At 71.5% G+C, this 20,629-nt stretch carries 20 protein-coding genes; 10 read left to right on the forward strand and 10 right to left on the reverse strand.

Going from position 1 to position 20,629, the window contains the following annotated elements:
- Positions 1-78: 78 nt before the first annotated feature.
- Both ABNG04_RS01835 and ABNG04_RS01840 read left to right on the forward strand, forming a co-directional pair.
- On the forward strand, positions 79-1,095 hold the full coding sequence (locus ABNG04_RS01835) for a 5-methyltetrahydropteroyltriglutamate--homocysteine methyltransferase (RefSeq protein ID WP_371159533.1): 1,017 nt from the start codon (positions 79-81) through the stop codon (positions 1,093-1,095).
- On the forward strand, positions 1,095-2,168 hold the full coding sequence (locus ABNG04_RS01840) for a methionine synthase (protein ID WP_371159535.1): 1,074 nt from the start codon (positions 1,095-1,097) through the stop codon (positions 2,166-2,168). Before ABNG04_RS01835 ends, ABNG04_RS01840 begins: the two co-directional genes overlap by 1 nt.
- An 81-nt stretch (positions 2,169-2,249) precedes the next feature.
- On the opposite strand, the gene ABNG04_RS01845 is transcribed toward ABNG04_RS01840, so the two are convergent.
- On the reverse strand, positions 2,250-2,981 hold the full coding sequence (locus ABNG04_RS01845) for an HU family DNA-binding protein (RefSeq protein ID WP_371159537.1): 732 nt from the start codon (positions 2,979-2,981) through the stop codon (positions 2,250-2,252).
- Positions 2,982-3,180: 199 nt separating this feature from the next.
- On the opposite strand from ABNG04_RS01845, the gene ABNG04_RS01850 reads away from it, so the two are divergent.
- The gene (locus tag ABNG04_RS01850) at positions 3,181-3,930 is read left to right on the forward strand and encodes a sugar phosphate isomerase/epimerase family protein (protein ID WP_371159539.1); all 750 of its coding nucleotides are present in this window, start codon (positions 3,181-3,183) and stop codon (positions 3,928-3,930) included.
- Between the two features lie 31 nt (positions 3,931-3,961).
- Here ABNG04_RS01850 and ABNG04_RS01855 read toward each other — a convergent pair whose 3' ends face one another.
- From ABNG04_RS01855 to ABNG04_RS01865, 3 genes are all read right to left on the reverse strand, one after another.
- Complete coding sequence (locus ABNG04_RS01855) at positions 3,962-4,789, reverse strand: DUF7547 family protein (RefSeq protein WP_371159540.1); 828 nt, start codon at positions 4,787-4,789, stop codon at positions 3,962-3,964.
- A 77-nt stretch (positions 4,790-4,866) separates the two neighbouring features.
- Complete coding sequence (locus tag ABNG04_RS01860; protein ID WP_371159542.1) at positions 4,867-6,111, reverse strand: GNAT family N-acetyltransferase; 1,245 nt, start codon at positions 6,109-6,111, stop codon at positions 4,867-4,869.
- A 92-nt stretch (positions 6,112-6,203) separates the two neighbouring features.
- Complete coding sequence (locus ABNG04_RS01865) at positions 6,204-7,313, reverse strand: NADH:flavin oxidoreductase/NADH oxidase (RefSeq protein ID WP_371159544.1); 1,110 nt, start codon at positions 7,311-7,313, stop codon at positions 6,204-6,206.
- Between the two features lie 113 nt (positions 7,314-7,426).
- On the opposite strand from ABNG04_RS01865, the gene ABNG04_RS01870 reads away from it, so the two are divergent.
- Complete coding sequence (locus tag ABNG04_RS01870; protein WP_006112886.1) at positions 7,427-7,588, forward strand: DUF7331 family protein; 162 nt, start codon at positions 7,427-7,429, stop codon at positions 7,586-7,588.
- Between the two features lie 55 nt (positions 7,589-7,643).
- Here the strand turns inward: ABNG04_RS01870 and ABNG04_RS01875 are convergent, their stop codons facing one another.
- From ABNG04_RS01875 to tbsP, 5 genes are all read right to left on the reverse strand, one after another.
- A complete protein-coding gene (locus ABNG04_RS01875; protein ID WP_371159547.1) occupies positions 7,644-8,237 on the reverse strand; it encodes a response regulator in 594 nt (197 codons plus the stop codon).
- A gap of 288 nt (positions 8,238-8,525) precedes the next feature.
- Positions 8,526-9,803 carry an aminotransferase class V-fold PLP-dependent enzyme gene (locus tag ABNG04_RS01880; RefSeq protein WP_371159549.1) on the reverse strand — a complete coding sequence of 426 codons (1,278 nt, stop codon included), beginning with the start codon at positions 9,801-9,803 and terminating at the stop codon, positions 8,526-8,528.
- A 183-nt stretch (positions 9,804-9,986) separates the two neighbouring features.
- Positions 9,987-10,325, reverse strand: a complete 339-nt coding sequence (locus ABNG04_RS01885; RefSeq protein WP_371159551.1) for a cupin domain-containing protein — start codon at positions 10,323-10,325, stop codon at positions 9,987-9,989.
- A gap of 95 nt (positions 10,326-10,420) precedes the next feature.
- Complete coding sequence (locus ABNG04_RS01890; RefSeq protein ID WP_371159553.1) at positions 10,421-12,112, reverse strand: SagD/YcaO family ATP-dependent cyclodehydratase; 1,692 nt, start codon at positions 12,110-12,112, stop codon at positions 10,421-10,423.
- Between the two features lie 165 nt (positions 12,113-12,277).
- Positions 12,278-13,099, reverse strand: a complete 822-nt coding sequence (gene tbsP / locus ABNG04_RS01895) for a transcriptional regulator TbsP (RefSeq protein WP_371159555.1) — start codon at positions 13,097-13,099, stop codon at positions 12,278-12,280.
- A gap of 252 nt (positions 13,100-13,351) precedes the next feature.
- On the opposite strand from tbsP, the gene glyA reads away from it, so the two are divergent.
- The 6 genes from glyA to ABNG04_RS01925 all read left to right on the forward strand — a co-directional run bounded on the left by glyA (position 13,352) and on the right by ABNG04_RS01925 (position 18,932).
- Entirely contained in the window at positions 13,352-14,599 is a 1,248-nt protein-coding gene (gene glyA / locus ABNG04_RS01900; protein WP_371159556.1) for a serine hydroxymethyltransferase, read from the forward strand.
- A gap of 77 nt (positions 14,600-14,676) precedes the next feature.
- Positions 14,677-15,087 carry a DUF3054 domain-containing protein gene (locus tag ABNG04_RS01905; protein ID WP_371159558.1) on the forward strand — a complete coding sequence of 137 codons (411 nt, stop codon included), beginning with the start codon at positions 14,677-14,679 and terminating at the stop codon, positions 15,085-15,087.
- Between the two features lie 186 nt (positions 15,088-15,273).
- The gene (locus ABNG04_RS01910; protein WP_371159560.1) at positions 15,274-15,516 is read left to right on the forward strand and encodes a DUF8015 family protein; all 243 of its coding nucleotides are present in this window, start codon (positions 15,274-15,276) and stop codon (positions 15,514-15,516) included.
- Between the two features lie 58 nt (positions 15,517-15,574).
- Positions 15,575-16,576 (forward strand): ornithine cyclodeaminase family protein, encoded by a 1,002-nt coding sequence (locus ABNG04_RS01915; protein WP_371159562.1) that lies wholly within the window; start codon positions 15,575-15,577, stop codon positions 16,574-16,576.
- A gap of 36 nt (positions 16,577-16,612) precedes the next feature.
- On the forward strand, positions 16,613-17,143 hold the full coding sequence (locus ABNG04_RS01920; protein ID WP_371159564.1) for a metallophosphoesterase: 531 nt from the start codon (positions 16,613-16,615) through the stop codon (positions 17,141-17,143).
- Positions 17,144-17,210: 67 nt separating this feature from the next.
- A complete protein-coding gene (locus ABNG04_RS01925) occupies positions 17,211-18,932 on the forward strand; it encodes an aldehyde ferredoxin oxidoreductase family protein (RefSeq protein WP_371159566.1) in 1,722 nt (573 codons plus the stop codon).
- Between the two features lie 34 nt (positions 18,933-18,966).
- Here ABNG04_RS01925 and ABNG04_RS01930 read toward each other — a convergent pair whose 3' ends face one another.
- Positions 18,967-20,628 carry an ATP-binding protein gene (locus ABNG04_RS01930; RefSeq protein WP_371159567.1) on the reverse strand — a complete coding sequence of 554 codons (1,662 nt, stop codon included), beginning with the start codon at positions 20,626-20,628 and terminating at the stop codon, positions 18,967-18,969.
- Between the last annotated feature and the right edge of the window lies 1 nt (position 20,629).

Here is a 20,629-nt window from a genome sequence, read left to right on the forward strand (position 1 = left end):
GGCCGCTCGGCGCCGGATTACCACAGAGCATAGAACGCATTAGCAAATATTATACGACGGCATATCTAACGGACGGTGATGACCGAACGTGTCGCGGCGACGCCGGGGCTGTATCCGCTCCCGGACCGGGCGAAAGAGACGCTCTCGGACCTGAAGGGCCACCAGAAGGGGGACCTCCTGAGCGGCGACGAGAGCGAGGCGATCGTGGCGGAGTACGACGAGGTGCGCGCCGAGTACGTCGACGACCAGCTGGACGCCGGCCTCGACCTGATCACCGAGGGACAGGGCCGCTGGGACGACATGATCGCGCACCCGCTGACCGTCAGCGACGCCGTCGAGACCGGCGGCATCGTCCGGTACTACGACAACAACAACTTCTACCGCGACCCGCGAGTCGTCGACGACCTCGGCTTCTCCGGCGACGTGACGGACGAGCTGGCGGACGCGACCGACCTGCTCGCCGACGCCGCCGGGGGCGACGACGCCTCGCTCGCGGCGACGCTCCCCGGGCCCTACTCGCTCGCCGACCTCGCGACCGACGAACACTACGGCGACGCGGCCGATTTCCAGGCCGCCATCGCCGAGTTCCTCGCGGGCGAGGTCGAGGCGTTCCCCGACCACGAGACGCTGTTCCTGCTCGAACCGTCGCTCGTCACGAACCCGCCCGCCGAGGGCGACGAGTCGAGCGCGACCGACGCGATCGCGACCGTGGCCGACGCCACCGACGCCGACGTGATCGTCCAGACGTTCTACGGCGCGCTCGGCGAGAAGCTGTACGCCCACCTCGTCGACGAGGCGGGCGCGGACGCGCTCGGCCTCGACTTAGTTGCCGGCGACCGCGACGACACCGTCTACAACGTCCAGGAGTTCGGCTCCACGGACTCGCTGTCGCTCGGCCTCGTCGACGGGCAGAACACGCTCGTCGAGGAGCCGGAGACGATCGCGGAGCGCGTCGAGTGGTTCGAGTCGCAGATCCCGCTGGAGGGGTTCGACCGGACCTACCTCACGCCGAACACCGAGCTGTTCTACCTGCCGACCAACAAGTACCGCGAGAAGCTGAACGCGCTCGCCGCCGCCGCGGAGGTGCTTGACTGATGGCCCGCAATCCAGCCGCCAACCGCGACCAGTTCCGCCCGGACGACCACCCGAACGACACGTTCCTCCTGTCGACCGTCGTCGGCTCGTACCCGAAGCCCAAGTGGCTCAACCGCGCCGACGAGCTCGTTGACGACCCCGACTCGAAGTTCGACGAGTCCGACCTCGAGGAGGCGCACGACGACGCCTGCCGGCTCATCACGCACGAGCACGAGCGCGCCGGCCTCGACACGGTCGTCGACGGTGAGATGCGCCGCAACGAGATGGTGGAGTTCTTCGCCGACCGCATCGACGGCTACGAGTTCAACGGCCCGGTGAAGGTGTGGGGCCACAACTACTTCGACAAGCCGAGCGTGGTCGAGGAGGTCGAGTACGACGAGCCGTGGCTCGTCGACGAGTTCGAGTTCACCTCGGACGTCGCCGAGCGCCCGGTGAAGGTCCCGATCACGGGGCCGTACACCCTCGGCTTCTGGGCGTTCAACGAGGCGTACCCCTCCACCGAGGAGCTCGTGTACGACCTCGCCGACCTCGTCAACGAGGAGATCGAGAAGCTGGTCGAGGCGGGCGCGCGCTACATCCAGATCGACGAGCCCGCGCTGGCGACGACGCCGGAGGACCACGCCATCGTCGGTGAGGCGCTCGAACGGATCGCCGCGGGCATCCCCGAGGAGGTCCGGATCGGTCTCCACGTCTGCTACGGCGACTACTCGCGGGTGTACCCGGAGGTCAACGACTACCCGATCGACGAGTTCGACATCGAGCTCTCGAACGGGAACTACGAGCAGATCCCCGTCTTCGAGGAGCCGGCGCTCGAACCCGACCTCGCGCTCGGCGTCGTCGACGCCCACACGGCTGAGGTGGAGTCCGTTAAGGAGATCAAGCGGAACATCCGGCAGGGGCTTCGCGTCGCCCCGCCGGAGAAGCTCACGATCTCGCCCGACTGCGGCCTGAAGCTCCTCCCCCGCGACATCGCGTACGGCAAGACGGAGAACATGGTGACGGCGGTCCGCGAGATCGAAGCCGAGATCGACGCCGGCGAGATCGACCTCGATAACCCGCTCGCCGACGACTGAGTCCGAATCGTCGGCACGCCGAGCCGTCGACACGCGGGGGGCCGATCCGCGAGTCCGCCGCGCCGACGGGACCGATCGCGGTCAGTTGACCGCTTTGGACAACTCGGCGCCAGCCTTGAACTTCACGACGCGCTTGGCGCCCCTCGCGCTCTCCTTGCCGGTCTGCGGATTGCGTCCCGTCCGCGCGGAGCGCTTCGAGATGCTGACCGAGCCGAAGCCGATGAGCGAGAGCCGGTCGCCCTTCTTCAGCGCCTTCGTCGCCGCGACGCTGAATCCCTCAAGCGCCTTCTTCGCGTCGGCCTTCGACAGCCCCTCGCGTCGCTCGCTCCGTGTCTCCCGCGCGAGCCGCTCCGCGTCGATCACGACGTCCGCCTTGCGGCACCGGGAGCCGGCCTCGGCGCGACGCCCCTCACCGCGGACGAGCCCGAGCGCCGCGGCGAACTCCGGGCACGCGTCGAAGTCGACCGGCGACCGTTCGACGACGTCGTTGCCCTTCCCGTCGAAGACGTTCACTCGGCCCTGGCTCACGCGCTTCGGAACGCTGAAGCTGCCGAAGCCGGCCACGGCGACGCTCTCACCGCCCGCGAGCGCCGCCGTCGCCGCGCGGACGATTCCGTCGACGGCCGCCTGCGCGTCGTCGCCCGACAGTCTGGCCTCGCTCGCCATCGCCTCGATCAGCTCCGCCTTGTTCATCGCCGCCGCTCCGCCGGTCGACGTCGCCAGCCCCAGCCCGAGGCACGTCGAGAGGACGGCGCCTCGCACCAGCACGTTTCGCCGCGAGAGCCCGTTTTCGGCCGAGGTATCGGTATTCACAGGCCAGTAACGCGCCGCGTAAGAATAAAGATAGTTGTAATACCAGATCTAGCATCTTTTCGCTCGTCGGACGCGCAGCGAAGCGCGAGATTCAGCCGCTCGAACGGTCCGCGCCCGCGCGGGCGTCGCGATCGGTCCCGATCGAACCGACGGGAGTCGACGGCACCATTTATACAAGCCCGCCGCCCTCACCGCCGACATGGACCTCGGCGTGACCGTCGGCGACGACCTCGACCGCCTCGCGGCGTCGCCCGCGCGGTTCGACTTCTGCGAGCTCGGCGTCGGCGAGCCGACGCTCGTCCCCGGCGAGATCGACCCCGGCCGCCTGACCGACGCGCTCGCCGGCCGCGACCTCATCGTCCACCTGCCGTACAGCCAACGGCTGGCCAGCTACGTCCCCGAGGTGAACGACGCCATCGTCGACTACCAGCGACGGCTGCTCGAGGCAGCGGGCGATCTGGGCGCTGAAAAGGCAGTCCTTCACGCCACCTCCGCCGACCGCGACGACGTGGACTTCCGGGAGACGGCCGCCGCCCAGCTCCGCCGGGTCGCGGACGCCGGCCGCGAGGCGGGCGTCGAGGTCGTCGTCGAGAACGTCGGCCACCAGCACGCGGGGCTCCAGCTCTCGGTCCTCGGCGACCTCGCGCGCGAGACCGACACGCCGGTCTGTTTCGACGTGGGCCACGCGTACATGGAGGGCGGCAACAAGGCGATACGGCGGTTCCTCCGGAGCCACAGCGACCGGGTCTCGCACCTTCACTGCCACGACGTGCGCCGCCGCGGCGACACGCACCTCCCGGTCGGGGCCGGAGAGGTCGACTACGAGGCCGTGGCGTCCGAACTCGACGGCTTCGACGGGACGGCCGCCTTGGAGGTGTTCACCGACGACGGGGCGCTGCTCCTCGACTCGGCCGAGCGCGTCGCCGACCGGCTCGGCGTCGAATTTTAAACTCGCGTTCGGGCCGGCCGACGGTCCGCGTTCAGGCCGACCGGTCGTCCGCGTCCTCGTCGCCCGCGTCGCTGTCGTCCGCTCCATCCGCGTCGCCGCCGTCCGCGCCGTCCGCTTCGTGCGCGTTGTCGCCCGCGTCGACCTCGTCGCCGTCGATCTGTCGCTTTATTGACTCCAGCTCGGACTCGACGTCGACCTCCGGGGGCTCGTCGGCCGCGTCGTCGCTCGTATCGTCTTCCCCGTCCGCGTCGCCCTCGCCCGGCTCCGTCACGTCGATCTGGACGGGACTCGCGCCGCCGTCGCGGTCGGACCGGCTCTCGGCGTCGTCCGGACTCTGCGCGTCTCGGTCGCCGTCGCGGTCGCCGCCCACGCGCCGGTCGCGCGCCGCGTCCGCCTCACGGCGCCCCTCGTCGATCCGGGACTCGATCTCCGCGGTGAGGTCGCGCGCGTCGGCGATGATCGATCGAGAGGCGGCGTCCTCGGGCAGGTCGGCCTCCGAGAGCGCGGTGCGGAGCTCCGAGAGCGACCGCGAGAGCCCGGTGGCCGCGCCGTCGCGCACGTCCGCGAGGCGGTCGCCCGCCCCCTCCCCGCTCTCGGCGACGCTCCGGCCGGGGTCCGCGAGCCGGAGCGTCCCCTGTAGTAGTTCGAGCGACTTGATCGTCGTCTCCAGTAGTGCGATGACCGTCGGGATGGTGTACTGCTCGGTGAACCGCACGAGCTCCGAGAGCCGCGGCGGCCGCGGTGGCCCCCGGCGGTCGCGCTCGTTCTTCCGGAGGTCGGCCCGGAGCTCGCCCAGCACGTCCTCGAGCTCGTCGAGCCGCTCCTCGAGGTCGTCGTCGCGTCGGTCGCGGGAACTCATGACGCACGCTACGGCGCGCGAAGATAAAAAGCCCGGCAGCGGTCGCGCCCGCCCCCGTCCGGCCGCACCGCCGCCGGTCAGAAGGCCTCGCGCAGGAACGTCCGCCGCGGCGGGAAGAGCGGGGCGAGGTCGGCGGCGAGGCCCTCCCCGTTCCCGACGTCCAGCGCGGCGTTCGTCCGGAGGTCGTCGACGTCGCGGTACCCGGCGTACAACTGCGAGAGCGCGCCGATCCCCGCGGTCACGTCCGCCTCGCCCGCGGGCTCTCCGGCCTCGTCGCCGCCGCCGACCCGCTCGGCGTCGACCTCGCCGTCCGCGACGGTCACTTGGACCGGGCGGTCGTGCCAGTCGACGAGCGGGTCGTCGACCGCGAGCGTGAACGCGGCGTCGAGGGCCGGATCGGGAGCGAGGCCTCGTAGCGCCGCGGGGACGTCGACGAGCCGGAACATCGGCCCGGGGCGGACCTCCTCCGTCACCGCCCGCGGGTCGTCGACGCGGTCGAGGAGGCTCACGTCCGCGGGAAGGCGGAGCCGGACGCGCTCGACCTGCGAGTCGTGGTCCCGACAGAAGCGGAACACGTCGTCCCACGCGGCCGGGTCGGCGACGAGCGCGTCAGAGACGACCATCGCCTTCCCGTCCCCGTCGTCGCGCTCGGTGAATGTGTACGACAGCAGCGCGCGGAGGTCGCCGTCGCGTTCGAGGCCGTAGACGAAGGGGTCGGTCTGCCACCCGCGGAGGGTGCGCTCGCGCCACCACGCCGCCGTCCGCGCCATCGTGAAGTCGTACCGGTCCGCGGTCGCGGCGAGGAGGTCGGCGGCCTGGCCGTGGTCGTCTGCGTCGAGCCGCCGGAACTCGCCCACCTCGTCGCCGCCGGTCGCGTCGGCCGCGAACGCCAGCTGTTCGGGCGGCGTCTTCACCCACCGATACCGGTTCACCGTCGCCCAGCCGTACCGACGGTAAAACGCGTGCTCGAAGGGCCACAGCACGGAGTACCGGACGTCGTCGCCCCGGTACTCGGTCAGCGACTCGCGGAGGAGCCGCTCGATGTGTCCCTGGCGTCGGTGTTCCGGCGGGGACGCGACGGCGGAGAGGCCGGCCGCGCCGCGGTCGCGTCCGCGGATCCGGAGCGTGAAGTCGTGGTGGCCGCACACCGCGACCGCCTCCTCGCCGTCGAACAGCCCGCGGTACTCGGCGAGGTGTTCGCGGTCGTCGTCGTCGGCCTCGGGGTCGTACGGCCCCTGTTCGGGAGAGAAGGCGTACCGCATGAAAGCGCTGAACTCGTCCTCGCGCTCTTCCGGGAAGGGTCGGTAGTCGAGGTCGCCCATACGCCGACGGCAGCCGGGAGCCGCATAAGTGTTCCCGGCCCCTGCGTGTGGTTCCCACGCCATCGCCGGCCGCGATGGACCGCGCGGCCCGCTCAGTCGAAGCGGCCGCGGCGGTACTGGACCGGCCACTCGACGTCCGCGCCGAGTTCGTGGGCGGCCTCCAGCGGCCAGTGGGGGTGCCGGAGCAGTTCGCGGCCCAGCGCAACGAGGTCGGCCCGCCCGTTCTCCACGAGCGCGTCGGCGTGGGTCGGCTCCGTGATCCCGCCGACCGCGGCGACGGGCACGTCGGTCCCCTCCCGGATCGCCTCGGCGTACGGCACCTGGTATCCGGGGCCCGCGCCCGGGAGCTCCTGGGCCGGGTGGATGCCGCCGCCGGAGACGTCGATCAGGTCCGCCCCGGCGTCGGCGAGGAGCGGGGCCAGCCGCACCGAGTCGTCCACGTCCCACGAGTCGCGGTCCGGGAGCCAGTCGGTCGCCGAGATGCGGACGAACACGGGTTTCCCGTCTGGCCAGACGTCGCGGACGGCGGCGACGACCTCGCGCAGGAGCCGCGTGCGATTCTCGAAGCTCCCGCCGTACTCGTCGTCGCGGTCGTTGGTGACAGGCGAGCAGAACTGGTGGAGGAGGTAGCCGTGGGCCGCGTGGACTTCCGCGACCTCGAACCCGACGTCGCGCGAGCGCTCCGCGGCGGCCGCGAACGCGTCGATCACGTCTGCGATCCCGTCGGCGTCGAGCCGTCGAGTGGTCGCCGGGTCGCCGCCCTCGCCGTCGCCCCGGTCGCCGCTCGGATACGGCTCGTCGGTCGCGGCGACGGTCTCCCACCCGTCCGGCTCGTCCGCGGGGATGGGGGCGCTCCCCTCGGCGGGCGGTCGATGGGACGCCTTCCGACCGGCGTGGGCCAGCTGGATCCCCGGCGTCGCGCCCTGCGACCGGACGAACTCGACGATCGACTCGATCGCCTCGGCGTGCTCGTCGGACCAGATTCCGAGACAGTCCGGCGTGATCCGCCCGCGGGGCTCGACCGCGGTCGCCTCCGTCATCACGACCCCGGCTCCCCCGGCGGCGCGCGAGCCGAGGTGGACCCGGTGCCAGTCGGTCGCCAGCCCGTCCTCGGCGGAGTACTGGCACATCGGCGACAGCATCACCCGGTTTCGGATCTCGGTGTCGCGGAGCGTGAGCGGTGTGAACAGCGTGTCGGTCACGGGTCGGCGAACGACCGCCGCGACGTAAGGCCCTCCGATTCCCCGCGCGGATCGCCGCCGATGGTTTAGGCCGACCGAAATCTATAACACCGCCGCCCTCTGAGCGAAGTGTAATGACAACGGGAGACCGAATCGAGCGGGACGCCGAGCCGGCGGCCGACGACCGACCGACCGTCGCCGCGACCCGCTGCTCGCAGGAGCGGACTGTCTTCGCCGAACAGGGTAACACCGACGCGTGGATCGCGACCGACCTCACGGTCGATCTGAAACGGTAACTGACTGTCGTCGACGCTCAGGGTGTCGGGCCGTCCCTCGCCTCTGCCGCCGCCGTCACTCTTCTGAACGCAGCGACGCCAGCGTCGAATCCGGCGTCCGCGGCGTCGCTACGGTCGCTCCCCTCGCGTCGCCCGCGCGCCCCCGGCGCTCTTCGACGAGCGCACGAATTCGGTCGAGGATCGCGTCGTACCGACCGCGGTCGGCCCCCTTCTCGAAGTACGCGTCCGCGCCGGCTCCGAACGCCGCCGCCTCGCGCTCGTCTCCCGGACACGTCGTGTGGAAGACGACCGGTAGCCCGCTGCCCGCTCCCCGTAATCGTTCGGTGAGGTCGAGCCCGTCGCCGTCGGGGAGCAGCTGTTCCGTCACGACGCAGTCGACCGCGACCCGCTCGCCGGCGACCTCGACACCCGCTTCGAGCGCGTCGAGCGCGGCCGCCAGGCTCTCGACGGAGCGAACGCGGACGCGGTCGGTGTGCCGCGACGCGAACGCCTCTAAGAGCTCGGCGGAGCGCTTGTCCGGCTCGACCTGGAGAACGGCGATCGGGGCCTCACTGGATTTCTCGGGTCCGTCCGGGCTCGTTTCGGTTCGATCGGCGGCTGCGGTCGTGTCTGCGCGCGTGTCGGCTGGCGGTGGTCTGTGGTCGGTCATGCGTTGTAGAGGGGGCGACGACTCGGCAGGGAACAACTTACTACGGTGGTTGTAATTCTTCTTCGAACAGTAGTTACCACGGCGACGACATAATAATTCCGCGATCACCGTTGTCACACCCTCAAACGCTATTATCCGGTAGTATTCGGGAAAAATACACGGACGTGCGCGGATCGTCACCGGTCGGCACGCGGAACGCGACGAACGGTGCGCGGCTCGACGCGGACGCCAGCACGCGGAGTCGACCGTAGCGCGAAAGCGGAGCCGAACGCCGCCGCCCGAGGGCCCTCAGGCGAACAGGTCGCGCGCCTCGCGGACCGCGTCAACGAGCGCGTCGACCTCCTCGACGGTGTTGTAGAAGTAGAAGGAGGCGCGCGCGGAGGCGGCGACACCCATCTCGTCGTGGAGCGGCTGGGTACAGTGGTCGCCGGCGCGGATCGCGACGCCGTAGTCGTTGAGGATACTGGAGAGGTCGTGGGCGTGGACGCCCTCGACGTTGAACGCGACGAGCCCCCCGCGGTCGTCGCCGGGCGGGCCGTAGATCTCGACGCCGCCGAGCGACTCGAGTTCGTCGTAGGCGTACTCGGCCAGCAGGTCCTCGTGGGCCTTGACCCGATCCATCCCGAGATCCTCGAGATACTCGATCGCGGCCGCGAGGCCGACCCCCTGCGCGATGGAGGGTGTCCCGGCCTCGAACTTCCACGGCAGGTCCTCCCAGGTGGAGTCCTCGAAGGAGACCCGGCGGATCATGTCGCCGCCGTAGAGGTACGGCTGCATGTCCTCGAGGATCTCCTCGCGGCCGTAGAGGACGCCGATCCCGGTCGGGCCGCACATCTTGTGGCCGGAGAAGGCGAGGAAGTCGACGCCCAACTCCTCGACGTCGACCGGGCGCGTCGGCACCGACTGCGCGGCGTCGGCGAACATGTATCCGTCGTGTTCGTGGACCAGGTCCGACAGCTCGCCGATCGGGTTGATCGTCCCGAGCGTGTTCGACACGTGGACGACCGACACCATCTCGGTGTCGTCGTCGATCAGCTCCGCCGCGTGGTCCATGTCTAGCCGCCCCCCGTCGGTGACGTCGATGAAGCGCACGTCGGCGCCCGTCCGCTTGCCGATCTGCTGCCAGGTGACGAGCGAGGCGTGGTGCTCCATCTCCGAGAGGACGACGTTGTCGCCGGGCCCGAGCTCCTCGAGCCCCCAGGCGTACGCGACGAGGTTCATCGCCTCCGTCGTGTTCTTCGTGAAGACGATCTCCTCGCGGCCCGCCGCGCCGATGAACTCGGCGACCGCGTCGTGGGCCTCCTCGTACGCGACCGAGGCCTCCTGGCTCAGCTGATGGATCCCCCGGTGGACGTTCGCGTTGTAGCTTCGGTAGTAGTCGGAGATGTCGTCGACGACCGGGTCGGGCGTGTGCGAGGTGGCCGCGTTATCGAGGTAGACGAGCGGGGTGTCGTCGCCCTCGCCCTCTCCCGCCGTCTCCGGGTCGCCGCCGACCCGTCGATCGAGGATCGGGAAGTCGGCGCGGAGCGCCTCCACGTCGAACGGGTACTGTTCGTGAACTCCCATTATCCGGTATCAGGCCCCGAGCACTAACACACCTTCGGTCCGGTACGTCTTGCGGGTATCGCGGACGCGCGGAATCGACCGATCCGCGGCGGGGTACGCCCCGGATCCGCCCCGCGGCGACGCGGGCTCCGGGCCGCCCCGTGCCCCCCGGATTCGCTCCCCGCCGACGACTCCCGCGGGCGCCTACTCCTCCCAGTCCGGGTTCGCCCGCGGCGGCGAGAAGATGTCGTAGCCGACGACGCGCTCGTCGCCGCGGTTCTCGGGCGCGTGCGGTTCGTCGCCGGGAATCACGTACGTGTCGCCGGCCGCGACGACGCGCTCCTCGCCGTCGACCACGAATGTCAGGCTCCCGGCCGTGACCAGCCCGATCTGCTCGTGCGGGTGGTCGTGTTCGGGCACCGTCTCGTCGGATTCGATCTCGAACCGCTGGATGCTCACGTCCTCGCCGACGGCCCCCTGCGTGAGGAACACGCCGTCGACCGCCTCGATCGCCTCCACGTCCGCGTCGGGTACGACGTCCATACGGACCTCCGCGACCCCGAGCCACCTAAATCCGCGGGCACGGGCAGCCGACGCCGGGGCCGGCGCGCACCGCCCGCGTCACCGGGCGCGCGCCGTCACGGGAACGGGTGGTACGGGCGGTCGAGCGCGGGCTCGAACCCCATCGAGCGCGGCACCGCGCTCGCGCGCTCGCCGAAGAACGGGTCGCCGGTGAACAGCGGCTGCGCGCCCGGGACGAGCACTCGCACGGCCTCGAACCCCAGCGCCGCGAGGTCGCGGCTCGTCACCCGGGCGGCGTACGGGTCGAGGCCGACGCCCTCGACGTGGTCGACGACGGCCGCTAGCTCCTCGGCCCCCGAAAGATCCGGCTCCCCGAGCCCCTCGGCCGAGACGGTCGCGTCCGGGTCGAAGAACGCCGCCGTCTCCGCGGGCAGGTCGGCGTGGTGGCCGATCGCGGCCCCCTGCTCGTCGGCCGCCTCACGGCCCATCGAGCTGAGCTCGGTCCAGTTCTGGAGCGCCTCCGCGAGCGCGCTCCGCGCCGCCGCGGTCGGGTCGAGGTCGGCCCCTGACCCCGCGGCGAACCGCGGCCAGTCGCCCTCGCGGCTGACGCCGACCGCGACGACGGGCACGTCCACGTCGGTCGTGACGAGCAGCGGCGTCACCGACAGCGACTCCGCCCGCGCCCGCTTCTCCAGTTCGGCGAACGCGGGGTCGTCGATGTCGAGCCCGAGCGGCTCCGTCGTGGAGTACCAGCTGGTCATCGTCGCGTCGCGCTCGACCGTCTCGCACAGCCCGGAGAGCGCGGCGTCCGGCCCCGAACTCCCGAGGCCGAGCCCGGTGGTGATCGGCGGGCGGTATCGCCGCTCCGGCGGCGGGAAGCCGACGAACTCCGCCGGGAGGCTCGCCGGCTCGCCCGTCCCGAGACGCTCGCCACGGACCCACGGGAGCCGGTCGTCGCGGTCGTACGCCTCGGCGCTGTCGGGCCGGACGAACGCGTCCGGCGTGACCGGGTTCGGGACGTTCGCGGCCGGTGCGCGCGTGAACGACGCCTCGCGGTAGACCCCCGCCGCGTACCGCTCTAACCCCTCGCCAAGCGCCTTCATGAACGCGGCGTCCCAGTCGGCCGCCGCGCCGCCGCCGAAGTCGGCCGCGTCGGCGTCTGAGAAGGGCGTCGTGTCGGCGACCCGCGCGACGTAGTACGGCACGGGGAACGACTCCTGCTCGCCAACCTCGCTCAGCGCGCCGATCCGGGGATCGACGGCGCGCTCCGCCCGGTCGAGCGTCTCGTCGAGCCCGCGGTCGACGTGCTCGCGCGGCAGCGCGTCGCCGGGGTCGACGCCGCAGCCGCAGCCGGGCGCGGGCAGGAGGTGTCGCTCGCCGCCGGGCACCTCGACGACGGTGTCAGCCACCGGGTCGCCGGCGAGCAGCCGGATGATCCGGCGCCCGGCCACCGCACCGGCGTAACGCACGGCGGACCGGCGGCCGGTCGGCGCGTCGGCCGGTTCCGCCCCGCCGCTCTCAACGCGGGCGCGGAGGCAGTTGTAGCAGGCGTCGTCGAAGACGGTCACGGCGGCGTCGAGGTCGGCGAGCGGGACCCCGCCGAGCCCGCCCACCTCGATGGCGACCCACCGGTCGAGCAGTTCGGTCACGGCCGCGAACGTCGGCGAGCCGGCGGTGTCGACGACGACCGCGGCGTCGAACCCGTCGAGCAGGTCCGCCTCGACGGGCATCGCGTTCACGTCGACGTCGGCGAGCGCGGCCTCGACGGCCTCGGCCGCGGGACCGTCGCCGACAACTCCGATATCCATACCCGGTCGACGCGAGGGGGCGAAAAAAAGCCGCGGGTCCGCGGCGGGCGGGGCGCGACGGGCGGCGAAGCGAGACGTGTGCGGCGAGAAGTGCGGGCCGTGGAGAGAGAAGAGACGGCGAAGCGGAGCGGGCGCGGGAGAGACGGGGACGCCGAGCGCGGGCGGTCAGGCGGGCGTCGCGGCCATCATCGCGGCCGCCTCGGCGGCGAGCGCCTCGGGGTCGATGCCGCGGAGCCGCTCGTCGCCGAGCTTCAGGCGGAGCCGCGGTCGCCCGACGTCGATCGGGACCTTCTCCGTGTCGATGATCCCGAGGTCTTCGAGCCGCGTCTTCGTCCGGGAGAACGTCGCCTTCGACGCGATGCCGACGTCCTCGCCCCACTTCGAGATGTCGTAGAGGAGCACGTCGTTCTTCGCGGCGACGAGCAGCGAGACGGTCACCTCGTCGAGGTCCGCCCCGTCGTCGCGCTCGGTGGCGTCGAGGACGGCGTCGAAGTCGTCGCGGGCCGCGGCGCCGATCTCGGACTCGAGCGTCTCGCGGACCCGGCTGATCGCCGGCGTGCGGAGCGTGTACGGCTCCGCGTCCTCGAACGCGCTTCGGTGCGTCTCGTACACCTCGCCGACGAACTCGCCGTCGTCCGTCGAGAGCGCGGCCACGCCGTCGCCCGCCGTGACGAGCGCGACCACCCGGGACGGCGAGACGAACAGCGCGTTGTCGACGGCCCCGTCCAGCACCCGGAGGTCCAGGGCCCCGTCCGCGACGAGGTCCGCGGCCCGGGACGCGACGACGAAATCGTCCAGTACGTCCTTGAGTGTGCGCTCGTCCGCGAGCACGGACAGCTCCGGGAGGTCGTCCCGCCCGACGGCCGTCTCGATAAGCGATACGATCGTCTCCGCGGAGGGGTCCACGACGAGCAGCTCGTCGTCATCCCCGGCGAACGCCGCGTCGAGCGCCGCCTCGACGTCGGCCGCGAGTAAATTCGATACCATTTGTCTCTCGGTATAAAAGCCGGTTGCGTATTTAATATTAACGGGGTTATCGGCCCGAACAACTCACGTAGAGGGTCTCAAACCGTCGAAAACGAGCGATGCGCTCCGTCAGCGATCGCGGGCAGCAGCGCGGCGATTCCGCCCGCGGGTCGCGGCGCGGGGCCGTCGGCGGGAGGCGCGCCGGCGGGCGCGGCAGCGGCACTTCCCGACGGCGACAGAAGGATTAATGCGCGGTCGTGCCCCCGTTTCTACATGGACAACGAGCACGTCCGGGAGGTCGACCCGGCGGTCGCCGACGCGCTGGCGGGCGAGCGCGACAGACAGGAGCAGACGCTCGCGATGATCGCGAGCGAGAACCACGTGAGCGAGGCGGTACTGGAGGCGCAGGGAAGCGTCCTCACCAACAAGTACGCCGAGGGCTACCCCGGCTCGCGCTACTACGCCGGCTGCGAGTACGCCGACGAGGTCGAGGAGCTGGCGATCGAGCGCGCGAAGGAGCTGTGGGGTGCCGACCACGTCAACGTCCAGCCGCACTCCGGCACGCAGGCGAATCAGGCGGTGTACTACTCCGTCCTCGAACCGGGCGACAAGATCCTCTCGCTGAAACTCAACGACGGCGGCCACCTCTCGCACGGCCACCCCGCGAACTTCACCGGGCAGCTGTACGACGTCGAGCAGTACGAGGTCGACCCCGAGACGGGGTACATCGACTACGAGGGGCTCCGCGAGGTCGCCGAGGAGTTCGACCCCGACATCGTCGTCTCGGGCTACTCTGCGTACCCGCGCGCCGTCGAGTGGGAGCGGATCCAGGCGGCGGCCGACGCGGTCGACGCCTACCACCTCGCGGATATCGCCCACATCACCGGGCTCGTCGCGGCGGGCGTCCATCCCTCGCCGGTCGGCGTCGCCGACTTCGTCACGGGCTCGACCCACAAGACCATCCGCGCCGGCCGCGGCGGGATCGTGATGTGTGACGCGGAGTTCGCGGACGACATCGACGCGGCCGTCTTCCCCGGCGGGCAGGGCGGCCCGCTGATGCACAACGTCGCCGGCAAGGCGGTCGGGTTCAAAGAGGCGCTCGACCCCTCCTTCGAGGAGTACGCCCAACAGGTTGTCGACAACGCCGAGGTGCTCGCCGAGACGCTCCAAGAGCACGGCCTCTCCTTAGTCTCCGGCGGGACCGACAACCACCTCGTGCTGGCCGACCTGCGCGACTCGCACCCCGACCTCTCGGGCGGGGACGCCGAGGACGCGCTCGCGGCCGCGAACATCGTCCTCAACGGGAACACGGTCCCCGGCGAGACGCGCTCGCCGTTCGACCCCTCGGGGATCCGCGCCGGCACCGCCGGGCTCACCACCCGCGGCTTCGACGCCGACGCGATCGAGGAGGTCGGCGAGCTGATCTACCGCGTCGTCGATAACGTCGACAGCGACGATGTCATCTACGAGGTCGGCGAGCGCGTCGTTGAGCTCTGCGAGGCGCACCCGCTGTACGAGTAACCGACCGCTCCGTCGCGGGACCGCGCCGGCGCGGACGAATCCGTGCGTAAAAGTGGGGGCGGCTCGCAGGGGTCGGTATGGACGCTCCGCCGTTTCTCGCCGCCCGCCTCGACCGCGGCGCCGTACCGTTCGCCGTCGGGGACCTGATCGCGTTGATCCTGTTACTGACCGTCGGGACGCTCAACCACACCACCGTCGAGTTCCTCACGGCGAACCCGCTGTACCTCCCGGGCGTGTACGCGCCCTTCCTGATCGGTTGGGTCGCGATCGCCCCCCTCGTGGGCGCCTACTCCGCCGGCGCGGTCGAGACCGCGAAGTCCTCGGTGCCGCTCGTGGTCCGGTCGTGGCTCCCGGCTGCGGCCGTCGGCCTCGCGCTGCGCGCGTTCGTCTTCCGCGGCGGGGCCGAACTCGCCTTCGCCGCCGTCATGCTCGTGTTGGGTTCCGTCGCCCTCGGCGGCTGGCGGGCCCTCTACTTCCGGCTCCGCTAAGCGTTCTCCCGCCGCCGTTTCCGACGCGGACCGCTCCCGTCTCCTCCTCAGCGCGACCTTGACCCGCGCCGGTGCGGGCGTGGCTCGCTCATAAGTTACGAGTTACTTCGCCGTGTTCACGTGAGAACTACCTCCGAACCACGGGAAAGATTTAATATCGATTTTCGACTAGTATTCAACGAGAGCATGACTGGATACTACGACTACGTCCTCGGGCTCATCCCGGCAGCGTTGATCGGCGTGACCGCCCTCTTCACCCTGGTCGGACTGTCGTTGACGGCGGCGTTGCCCGCGGGCGCGGTGGCCGCCGCCACCGTCATGGCCCACGCGATGTTCGTCAGGGCCCCAGTCGACGACGGCGACGCGCAGGCGGACGCGCCGCGCTCCGGCCGCGGCGAGGGCGGGCGGGGCGGCCGGTCGTCCGTCTGATCCCCGACGGGTCGCCGCGTCCTGTACCGTTTAGTCCCCGCGCCCCGAGTGGCCGGGTATGACCGACGCTCTGTTCCTCTCGAGTTCCGAGGTCGACGACCTCGCGGAGCCGGCCGACTACGTCGCCGCCGTGCGCGACGCGTACCAACAGGTCGGCGAAGGAGCGCCCGCCGAGCCGCGGACGAAGCTGTTCAACCGCGAGCCGCCAGGGATGTTCACCACCTACGCCGCGGTCCTCCCGGAGACGGGCGCGATGGGCGGCTACGCTTACTCCGCCGGCTTCGGTGCGGGCGACGCGTGGTTCATGACGCCGCTGTTCGACGCCGAGTCGGGCGCGCCGCTCGCGCTGCTCGACGGCGCGTCGATGAACCCGTTCAAGACCGGCGCCGCGGGCGCGGTCGCGGTCGACGCGCTCGCCCGCGACGACGCGACCGAACTCGCCGTGATCGGCAGCGGCGCGCAGGCGCGCGGGCAGGTCGCGACGACCGCCACGGTCCGCGAGTTCGAGGCGGTCCGCGTCTTCTCGCCGACCCCGGAGAACCGCGAGGCGTTCGCCGCCGACTTCGACGGCCGACTCGCCGCCGACGTCGCCGCGGTCGAGAGCGCGAGCGCCGCGCTCGCCGGGGCGGACGTGGTCATCACCGCGACGACCGCGAGCGAGCCCGTGATCGCCGACGCCGACGTGGAGCCGGGGACGCACGTCACAGCGATGGGACAGTACGACCCGGCGAAGAACGAGCTCCCCCCCGAACTCGTCGCGCGGGCGACGTACGTCCCCGACCTCCGAGCGCGCGCGACGCAGGACGCCGGGTCGTACCTCGCCGCCGTCGAGGCCGGCCTGATCGAGGAGGGGGCGGGGATCGCCGCCGACCTCGGCGCGGTCGTGGCGGGCGACCACCCGGGCCGGACGAGCGACGACGAGGTGACCGTCTTCGACTCGGGCGGCACCGGCGTCGAGACGGTGGCCGCCGCGCACATGCTGTACGAGCGCGCGAGCGAGGCGGGCCGCGGGCAGCCCATCGACCTCGCGCCCGCGAGCGAGGCGCTGACGGGCGAGTAGCCGGGGGTTGAAGTAGTGCGACGGCGACCGGTCGGTATGCTGATCGGCATCGTCTCCGACACGCACGACGACTTGGCCGCGGTCGAGGCGGCCGTCTCGCTGTTCGAGCGCGAGGGAGTCGACGCGGTCGTCCACTGCGGCGACTTCGTCGCGCCCTTCTCCGTGACGCCGTTCGACGCCGACTTCGCGTTCCACGCGGTCCGCGGGAACAACGACGGGGAGTGGGCGGTCGAGTCGACCGTCGACTCGTTCGGCACCTACCACGGCGAGGCCGCCGCGCTCTCGTTCGGCGATGGCGACGGGGCGGGCGACGCCGTCGATGTCGCGGTCACCCACGGCACGAGCGCGGTCCTCGTCGACGCGCTCGTCGACTGCGGCGACTACGACTACGTCTTCCACGGGCACACCCACGCGCACGGCGTCGAGGCGCGCGGCGGGACCGTCCGCGTGAACCCCGGCGGGCTTCCGATCCCGGTCGACGGTGCGGACGACGCGTTCCGCGTCGCGACGCTCGACACGGCGGCGTCCGGCGTCGACGCCGTGACGCACTACGCCCTCGACGGCTGACGGCCCGCGACCGCGGGCGTCGGATCCCACCCCGAGTTTTATCGCCGCTCGCGCGCTCCGTACGCGCATGAGACACGCACAGGGCCCGCTCCTCACGATCGACCTGACGGAGCGGACCGCGTCGACGACCCGTATCGACGACCGGCTGGCGTCGTTCGTCGGCGGCCGCGGGCTCAACACGTCGCTCGCGTACGACCGGATCCCGTTCGACGCCGACCCGCTCGGCCCGGAGAACCGGCTCTTCCTCTCGACGGGGCCGATGCAGTACTCGACGACCTCCTACACCGGGCGGATGGCCGCCACGGGCCTCTCGCCGCTCACGAACGGCCTCTGCTCGTCGAACGCCGGGGGGTTTCTCTCGCGAAACTTCACCGGCGCGGGGTACGCCGCCGTCGAGATAGTGGGCACGAGCGACGAGCTGCTCGCGGTCCACGTCCGCGAGATCGGCCCGGACGGCGAGCCGGACGTGACCTTCGAGGCGGTCGACGACCTGGCGGAGACCGAGGTGTCGGCGGTCTCCGACCGGTTCGCCGAGACGCACGATCTGGAGCCCGAACACGTCGCCTGCGTCGGGCCCGCGGGCGAGAACGAGGTGCGGTTCGCGTCGATCATGACCTCCGACACGCGGGCGTTCGGGCGCGGCGGGCTCGGCGCGGTGCTCGGTTCGAAGGGCGTGAAGTCGCTCACGTTCGCCGGCGACGCGGCCCCCGAGATCGACCTCGAATGGCCGGACGAGGCGGGGGAGGTCCACCGGGAGGCGGCCACCTCCGACTCGATCATGAAACGGCAGGGGACGACGAGCGTGACGGAGCTCGCGAACGAGGTCGACGCGCTCCCGTCGTACTACTTCGCGGAGACCTCCTTCGAGGGCGCCGAGGGGATCTCCGGCGACCGCGTCGAGGAGAAGAAGTACAAGAAGGGGACCTGCTCGCAGTGCGCGTTCGCCTGTAAGCTCCCCACCCGCGACGAGGCGACCGGCGTCGAGACGGAGGGGCCGGAGTTCGAGACGGTGATGGCGTTCGGCTCGAACGCGGGCGTCGACGACGTGGTCGACGTGATGCGCGCCAACGAGCTGTGCGACGAGCTCGGGATGGACACCATCTCCTGTGGCGACGTCGTCTCGATGTTCCTCGAGAGCGAAGACGAGTTCGGCAACGCCGCCCTCGTCCGGTCGCTCGTGGAGCAGATCGCCTACCGCGAGGGGGTCGGCGACAAGCTCGCGGAGGGGGTCCACCGCGCCCACGAGGAGTTCGGCGCTGACGACTGGACGGTCAAGGGGATGGCGTTCTCCGGCCACGACGGCCGCGCGCTGAACGGCCAGGGGCTCGCGTTCGCGACCGCGAACCGCGGCGCGGACCACATGTACGGGGAGTTCTACCCGTACGAGTACCCGCTCGTCGACCCCGACGAGGCGTTCGACCCGCAGGGGCTCGACGGGAAGCCGCCGAAGCTCGTCGCGAAGGAGAACCGCAACGCGGTCCTCGACTCCGCGGTCGTCTGTAAGTTCTCGCGGGGCACGGTGACCGACGACCGGCTCGCCGCCCTCCTCGACGCCGACTACGACGACCTCCAGGCGCTCGGCGCCCGAGTCGTCGAGTTGGAGCGCGCGTTCAACAACGCCCGCGGCTTCGACCGGCGCGACGACACCCTCCCGTACGCCGACGCGATCGAAGGGTTCGACGCGGCGCTGTCGGAGTACTACGCGCTCCGCGGCTGGAACGACGACGGTACGGTCCCCGACCACGGCGACGGACTGGACCCGGCGAGCGCGGCGACCGCCGACGACTGACGGGGCGCTCGGCGCGTGGTCGCCCCTCGCCCGCCTACTCGTCGCTCGCGTCGCTCGGGTCGAGGTCGACGCCGCGGAACTCGAACCGCGCGCCGCCGCCCTCGCTCTCGACGAGCGCGACCGTCCACCCGTGCGCCTCCGCGACCTCGGCGACGATCTTCAGTCCGAAGCCGGTGCCCTCCGGATCGGTCGTCATCCCCGCCTCGAACACCTCGTCGCGCCGCGCCGGATCGACCCCCGGGCCGTCGTCCGCGACGTAGAACCCGTCGCCGTCGTCGAGCGCGCCGATCGCGACCGCGACGTCGGGGCCCGCGTGCTCGACCGCGTTGCCGAAGAGGTTCTCCAGCGCCTGCCGGAGGCGGCTGCGGTCCGCGGCGACGACGGTCTCCGTCTCGACCGACAGGGTCGCCGACTCGGTGTCGACGGTCGTCCAGCACTGGGCGGCGAGGTCGGCCAGGGCCACGGGCTCCGTCTCGTCGATGCCCGCGCCCTGCCGCGCCAGCGCGAGCAGGTCTTCGATGAGCGCGTCCATCCGGTCCAGCGAGCGCTTCACCGCCTTCAGCTCCGCGGCGTCTATCGACTCCTCGGCGAGCCGGTCGGTGACGATCTCGAGGTTCCCGGCGGCGACGTTGAGCGGGCTGCGCAGGTCGTGCGAGACGAGGCTGGCGAACTCCTCCAACCGGTCGCGCTCGCGCGACACCTCCGCCTCGCGGCGCTTGAGTTGGCGCTCCCGCTCGATCCGGACGAGCACCATCGTCACCGTCGCCGCCCAGATGCGCGCGATCGCCAGGTCCGAGTCGTCGAAGGCTTCGGCGGTCGTGGCGCCGACGTTCAACACTCCGTAGCGGCCCAGCGGGACGACGAGCTCGCTCCGGATCGCCGCGTCGTCGCTGTACCGGTCGGGCTCGTCGTGGACGTCCGCCACGTACGTCGGCTCGCCGCTCTCGAAGACGTCCCAGGTGATGCTCGACCCGTCGGCCGTGAACGTCGGATGGTCCCCGACGACCGCCTCGGCGCTGTCGGTCCAGACGACCGGTTCGAGGGCGTCCCCATCCTCGTTGTGGAGCCAGATCGCGGCGAGCGGGTGGCCTAACACGTCTTCGACGTACGACACCGCCGCCTCGGCGGCCGCCCGCTTGTCGGTCGTCTTCAGCAGCTCCCGGGTCGCCTCGTGGAGGGATTCGAGCGTCTCCGTGCGGCGCTGGAGCGCTAGCCTTCGCGTCCGCTCGTTCGAAACGTCTATCGCCGTGACGACCGCGTACGGATCGCCGTCGAGCTCGAACGGCCCGACGCTGACCCGCACCGGCACGAGGACGTCGTCGCCGCGGCGCACGGCCAGCTCGAACCCGTCGGCCAGCGACCGCGCCTCGCCGGCCCGCGTCGTCTCGATCAGCGCCGCGACGTCGTGCCGGAGCCCGGACCCCGCCGCGCCTTCCGGTTCGTCGGTCCGGTCGGCCTCCTCGCCGTCGCGATCGTCGCTTTCGCCGCCCTCGAAGGGCGCCATCGACGGGGCGCTCCCCCAGTCCAGCTCGGTCGGATCCTCGAACACCTCGTCGATCGACCGGCCCGCAAGCTCCGCCGGGTCGAGCCCGAACACCGACTCGACGCTCGGCGTCCCGGCGTGGACGACGCCGTCGCCATCGACGACAAGCGTCGGGTCCGGCGTCGCCTCGATCGCCCCCGGGAAACGGTTCATT

Origin of the sequence: Halorubrum miltondacostae (assembly GCF_041379815.1) — an archaeon.
Lineage (GTDB): Archaea > Halobacteriota > Halobacteria > Halobacteriales > Haloferacaceae > Halorubrum > Halorubrum miltondacostae.

Coding starts and splice junctions, on each gene's coding strand:
- ABNG04_RS01835 (WP_371159533.1), top strand. CDS start 79: ATGACCGAACGTGTCGCGGCGACGCCGGGGCTGTATCCGCTCCCGGAC.
- ABNG04_RS01855 (WP_371159540.1), bottom strand. CDS start 4,789: ATGAGTTCCCGCGACCGACGCGACGACGACCTCGAGGAGCGGCTCGAC.
- ABNG04_RS01930 (WP_371159567.1), bottom strand. CDS start 20,628: ATGAACCGTTTCCCGGGGGCGATCGAGGCGACGCCGGACCCGACGCTT.
- ABNG04_RS01870 (WP_006112886.1), top strand. CDS start 7,427: ATGACAACGGGAGACCGAATCGAGCGGGACGCCGAGCCGGCGGCCGAC.
- ABNG04_RS01910 (WP_371159560.1), top strand. CDS start 15,274: ATGACTGGATACTACGACTACGTCCTCGGGCTCATCCCGGCAGCGTTG.
- ABNG04_RS01885 (WP_371159551.1), bottom strand. CDS start 10,325: ATGGACGTCGTACCCGACGCGGACGTGGAGGCGATCGAGGCGGTCGAC.
- ABNG04_RS01880 (WP_371159549.1), bottom strand. CDS start 9,803: ATGGGAGTTCACGAACAGTACCCGTTCGACGTGGAGGCGCTCCGCGCC.
- ABNG04_RS01860 (WP_371159542.1), bottom strand. CDS start 6,111: ATGGGCGACCTCGACTACCGACCCTTCCCGGAAGAGCGCGAGGACGAG.
- ABNG04_RS01875 (WP_371159547.1), bottom strand. CDS start 8,237: ATGACCGACCACAGACCACCGCCAGCCGACACGCGCGCAGACACGACC.
- ABNG04_RS01920 (WP_371159564.1), top strand. CDS start 16,613: ATGCTGATCGGCATCGTCTCCGACACGCACGACGACTTGGCCGCGGTC.
- ABNG04_RS01890 (WP_371159553.1), bottom strand. CDS start 12,112: ATGGATATCGGAGTTGTCGGCGACGGTCCCGCGGCCGAGGCCGTCGAG.
- ABNG04_RS01925 (WP_371159566.1), top strand. CDS start 17,211: ATGAGACACGCACAGGGCCCGCTCCTCACGATCGACCTGACGGAGCGG.
- ABNG04_RS01840 (WP_371159535.1), top strand. CDS start 1,095: ATGGCCCGCAATCCAGCCGCCAACCGCGACCAGTTCCGCCCGGACGAC.
- glyA (WP_371159556.1), top strand. CDS start 13,352: ATGGACAACGAGCACGTCCGGGAGGTCGACCCGGCGGTCGCCGACGCG.
- ABNG04_RS01905 (WP_371159558.1), top strand. CDS start 14,677: ATGGACGCTCCGCCGTTTCTCGCCGCCCGCCTCGACCGCGGCGCCGTA.
- tbsP (WP_371159555.1), bottom strand. CDS start 13,099: ATGGTATCGAATTTACTCGCGGCCGACGTCGAGGCGGCGCTCGACGCG.
- ABNG04_RS01915 (WP_371159562.1), top strand. CDS start 15,575: ATGACCGACGCTCTGTTCCTCTCGAGTTCCGAGGTCGACGACCTCGCG.
- ABNG04_RS01850 (WP_371159539.1), top strand. CDS start 3,181: ATGGACCTCGGCGTGACCGTCGGCGACGACCTCGACCGCCTCGCGGCG.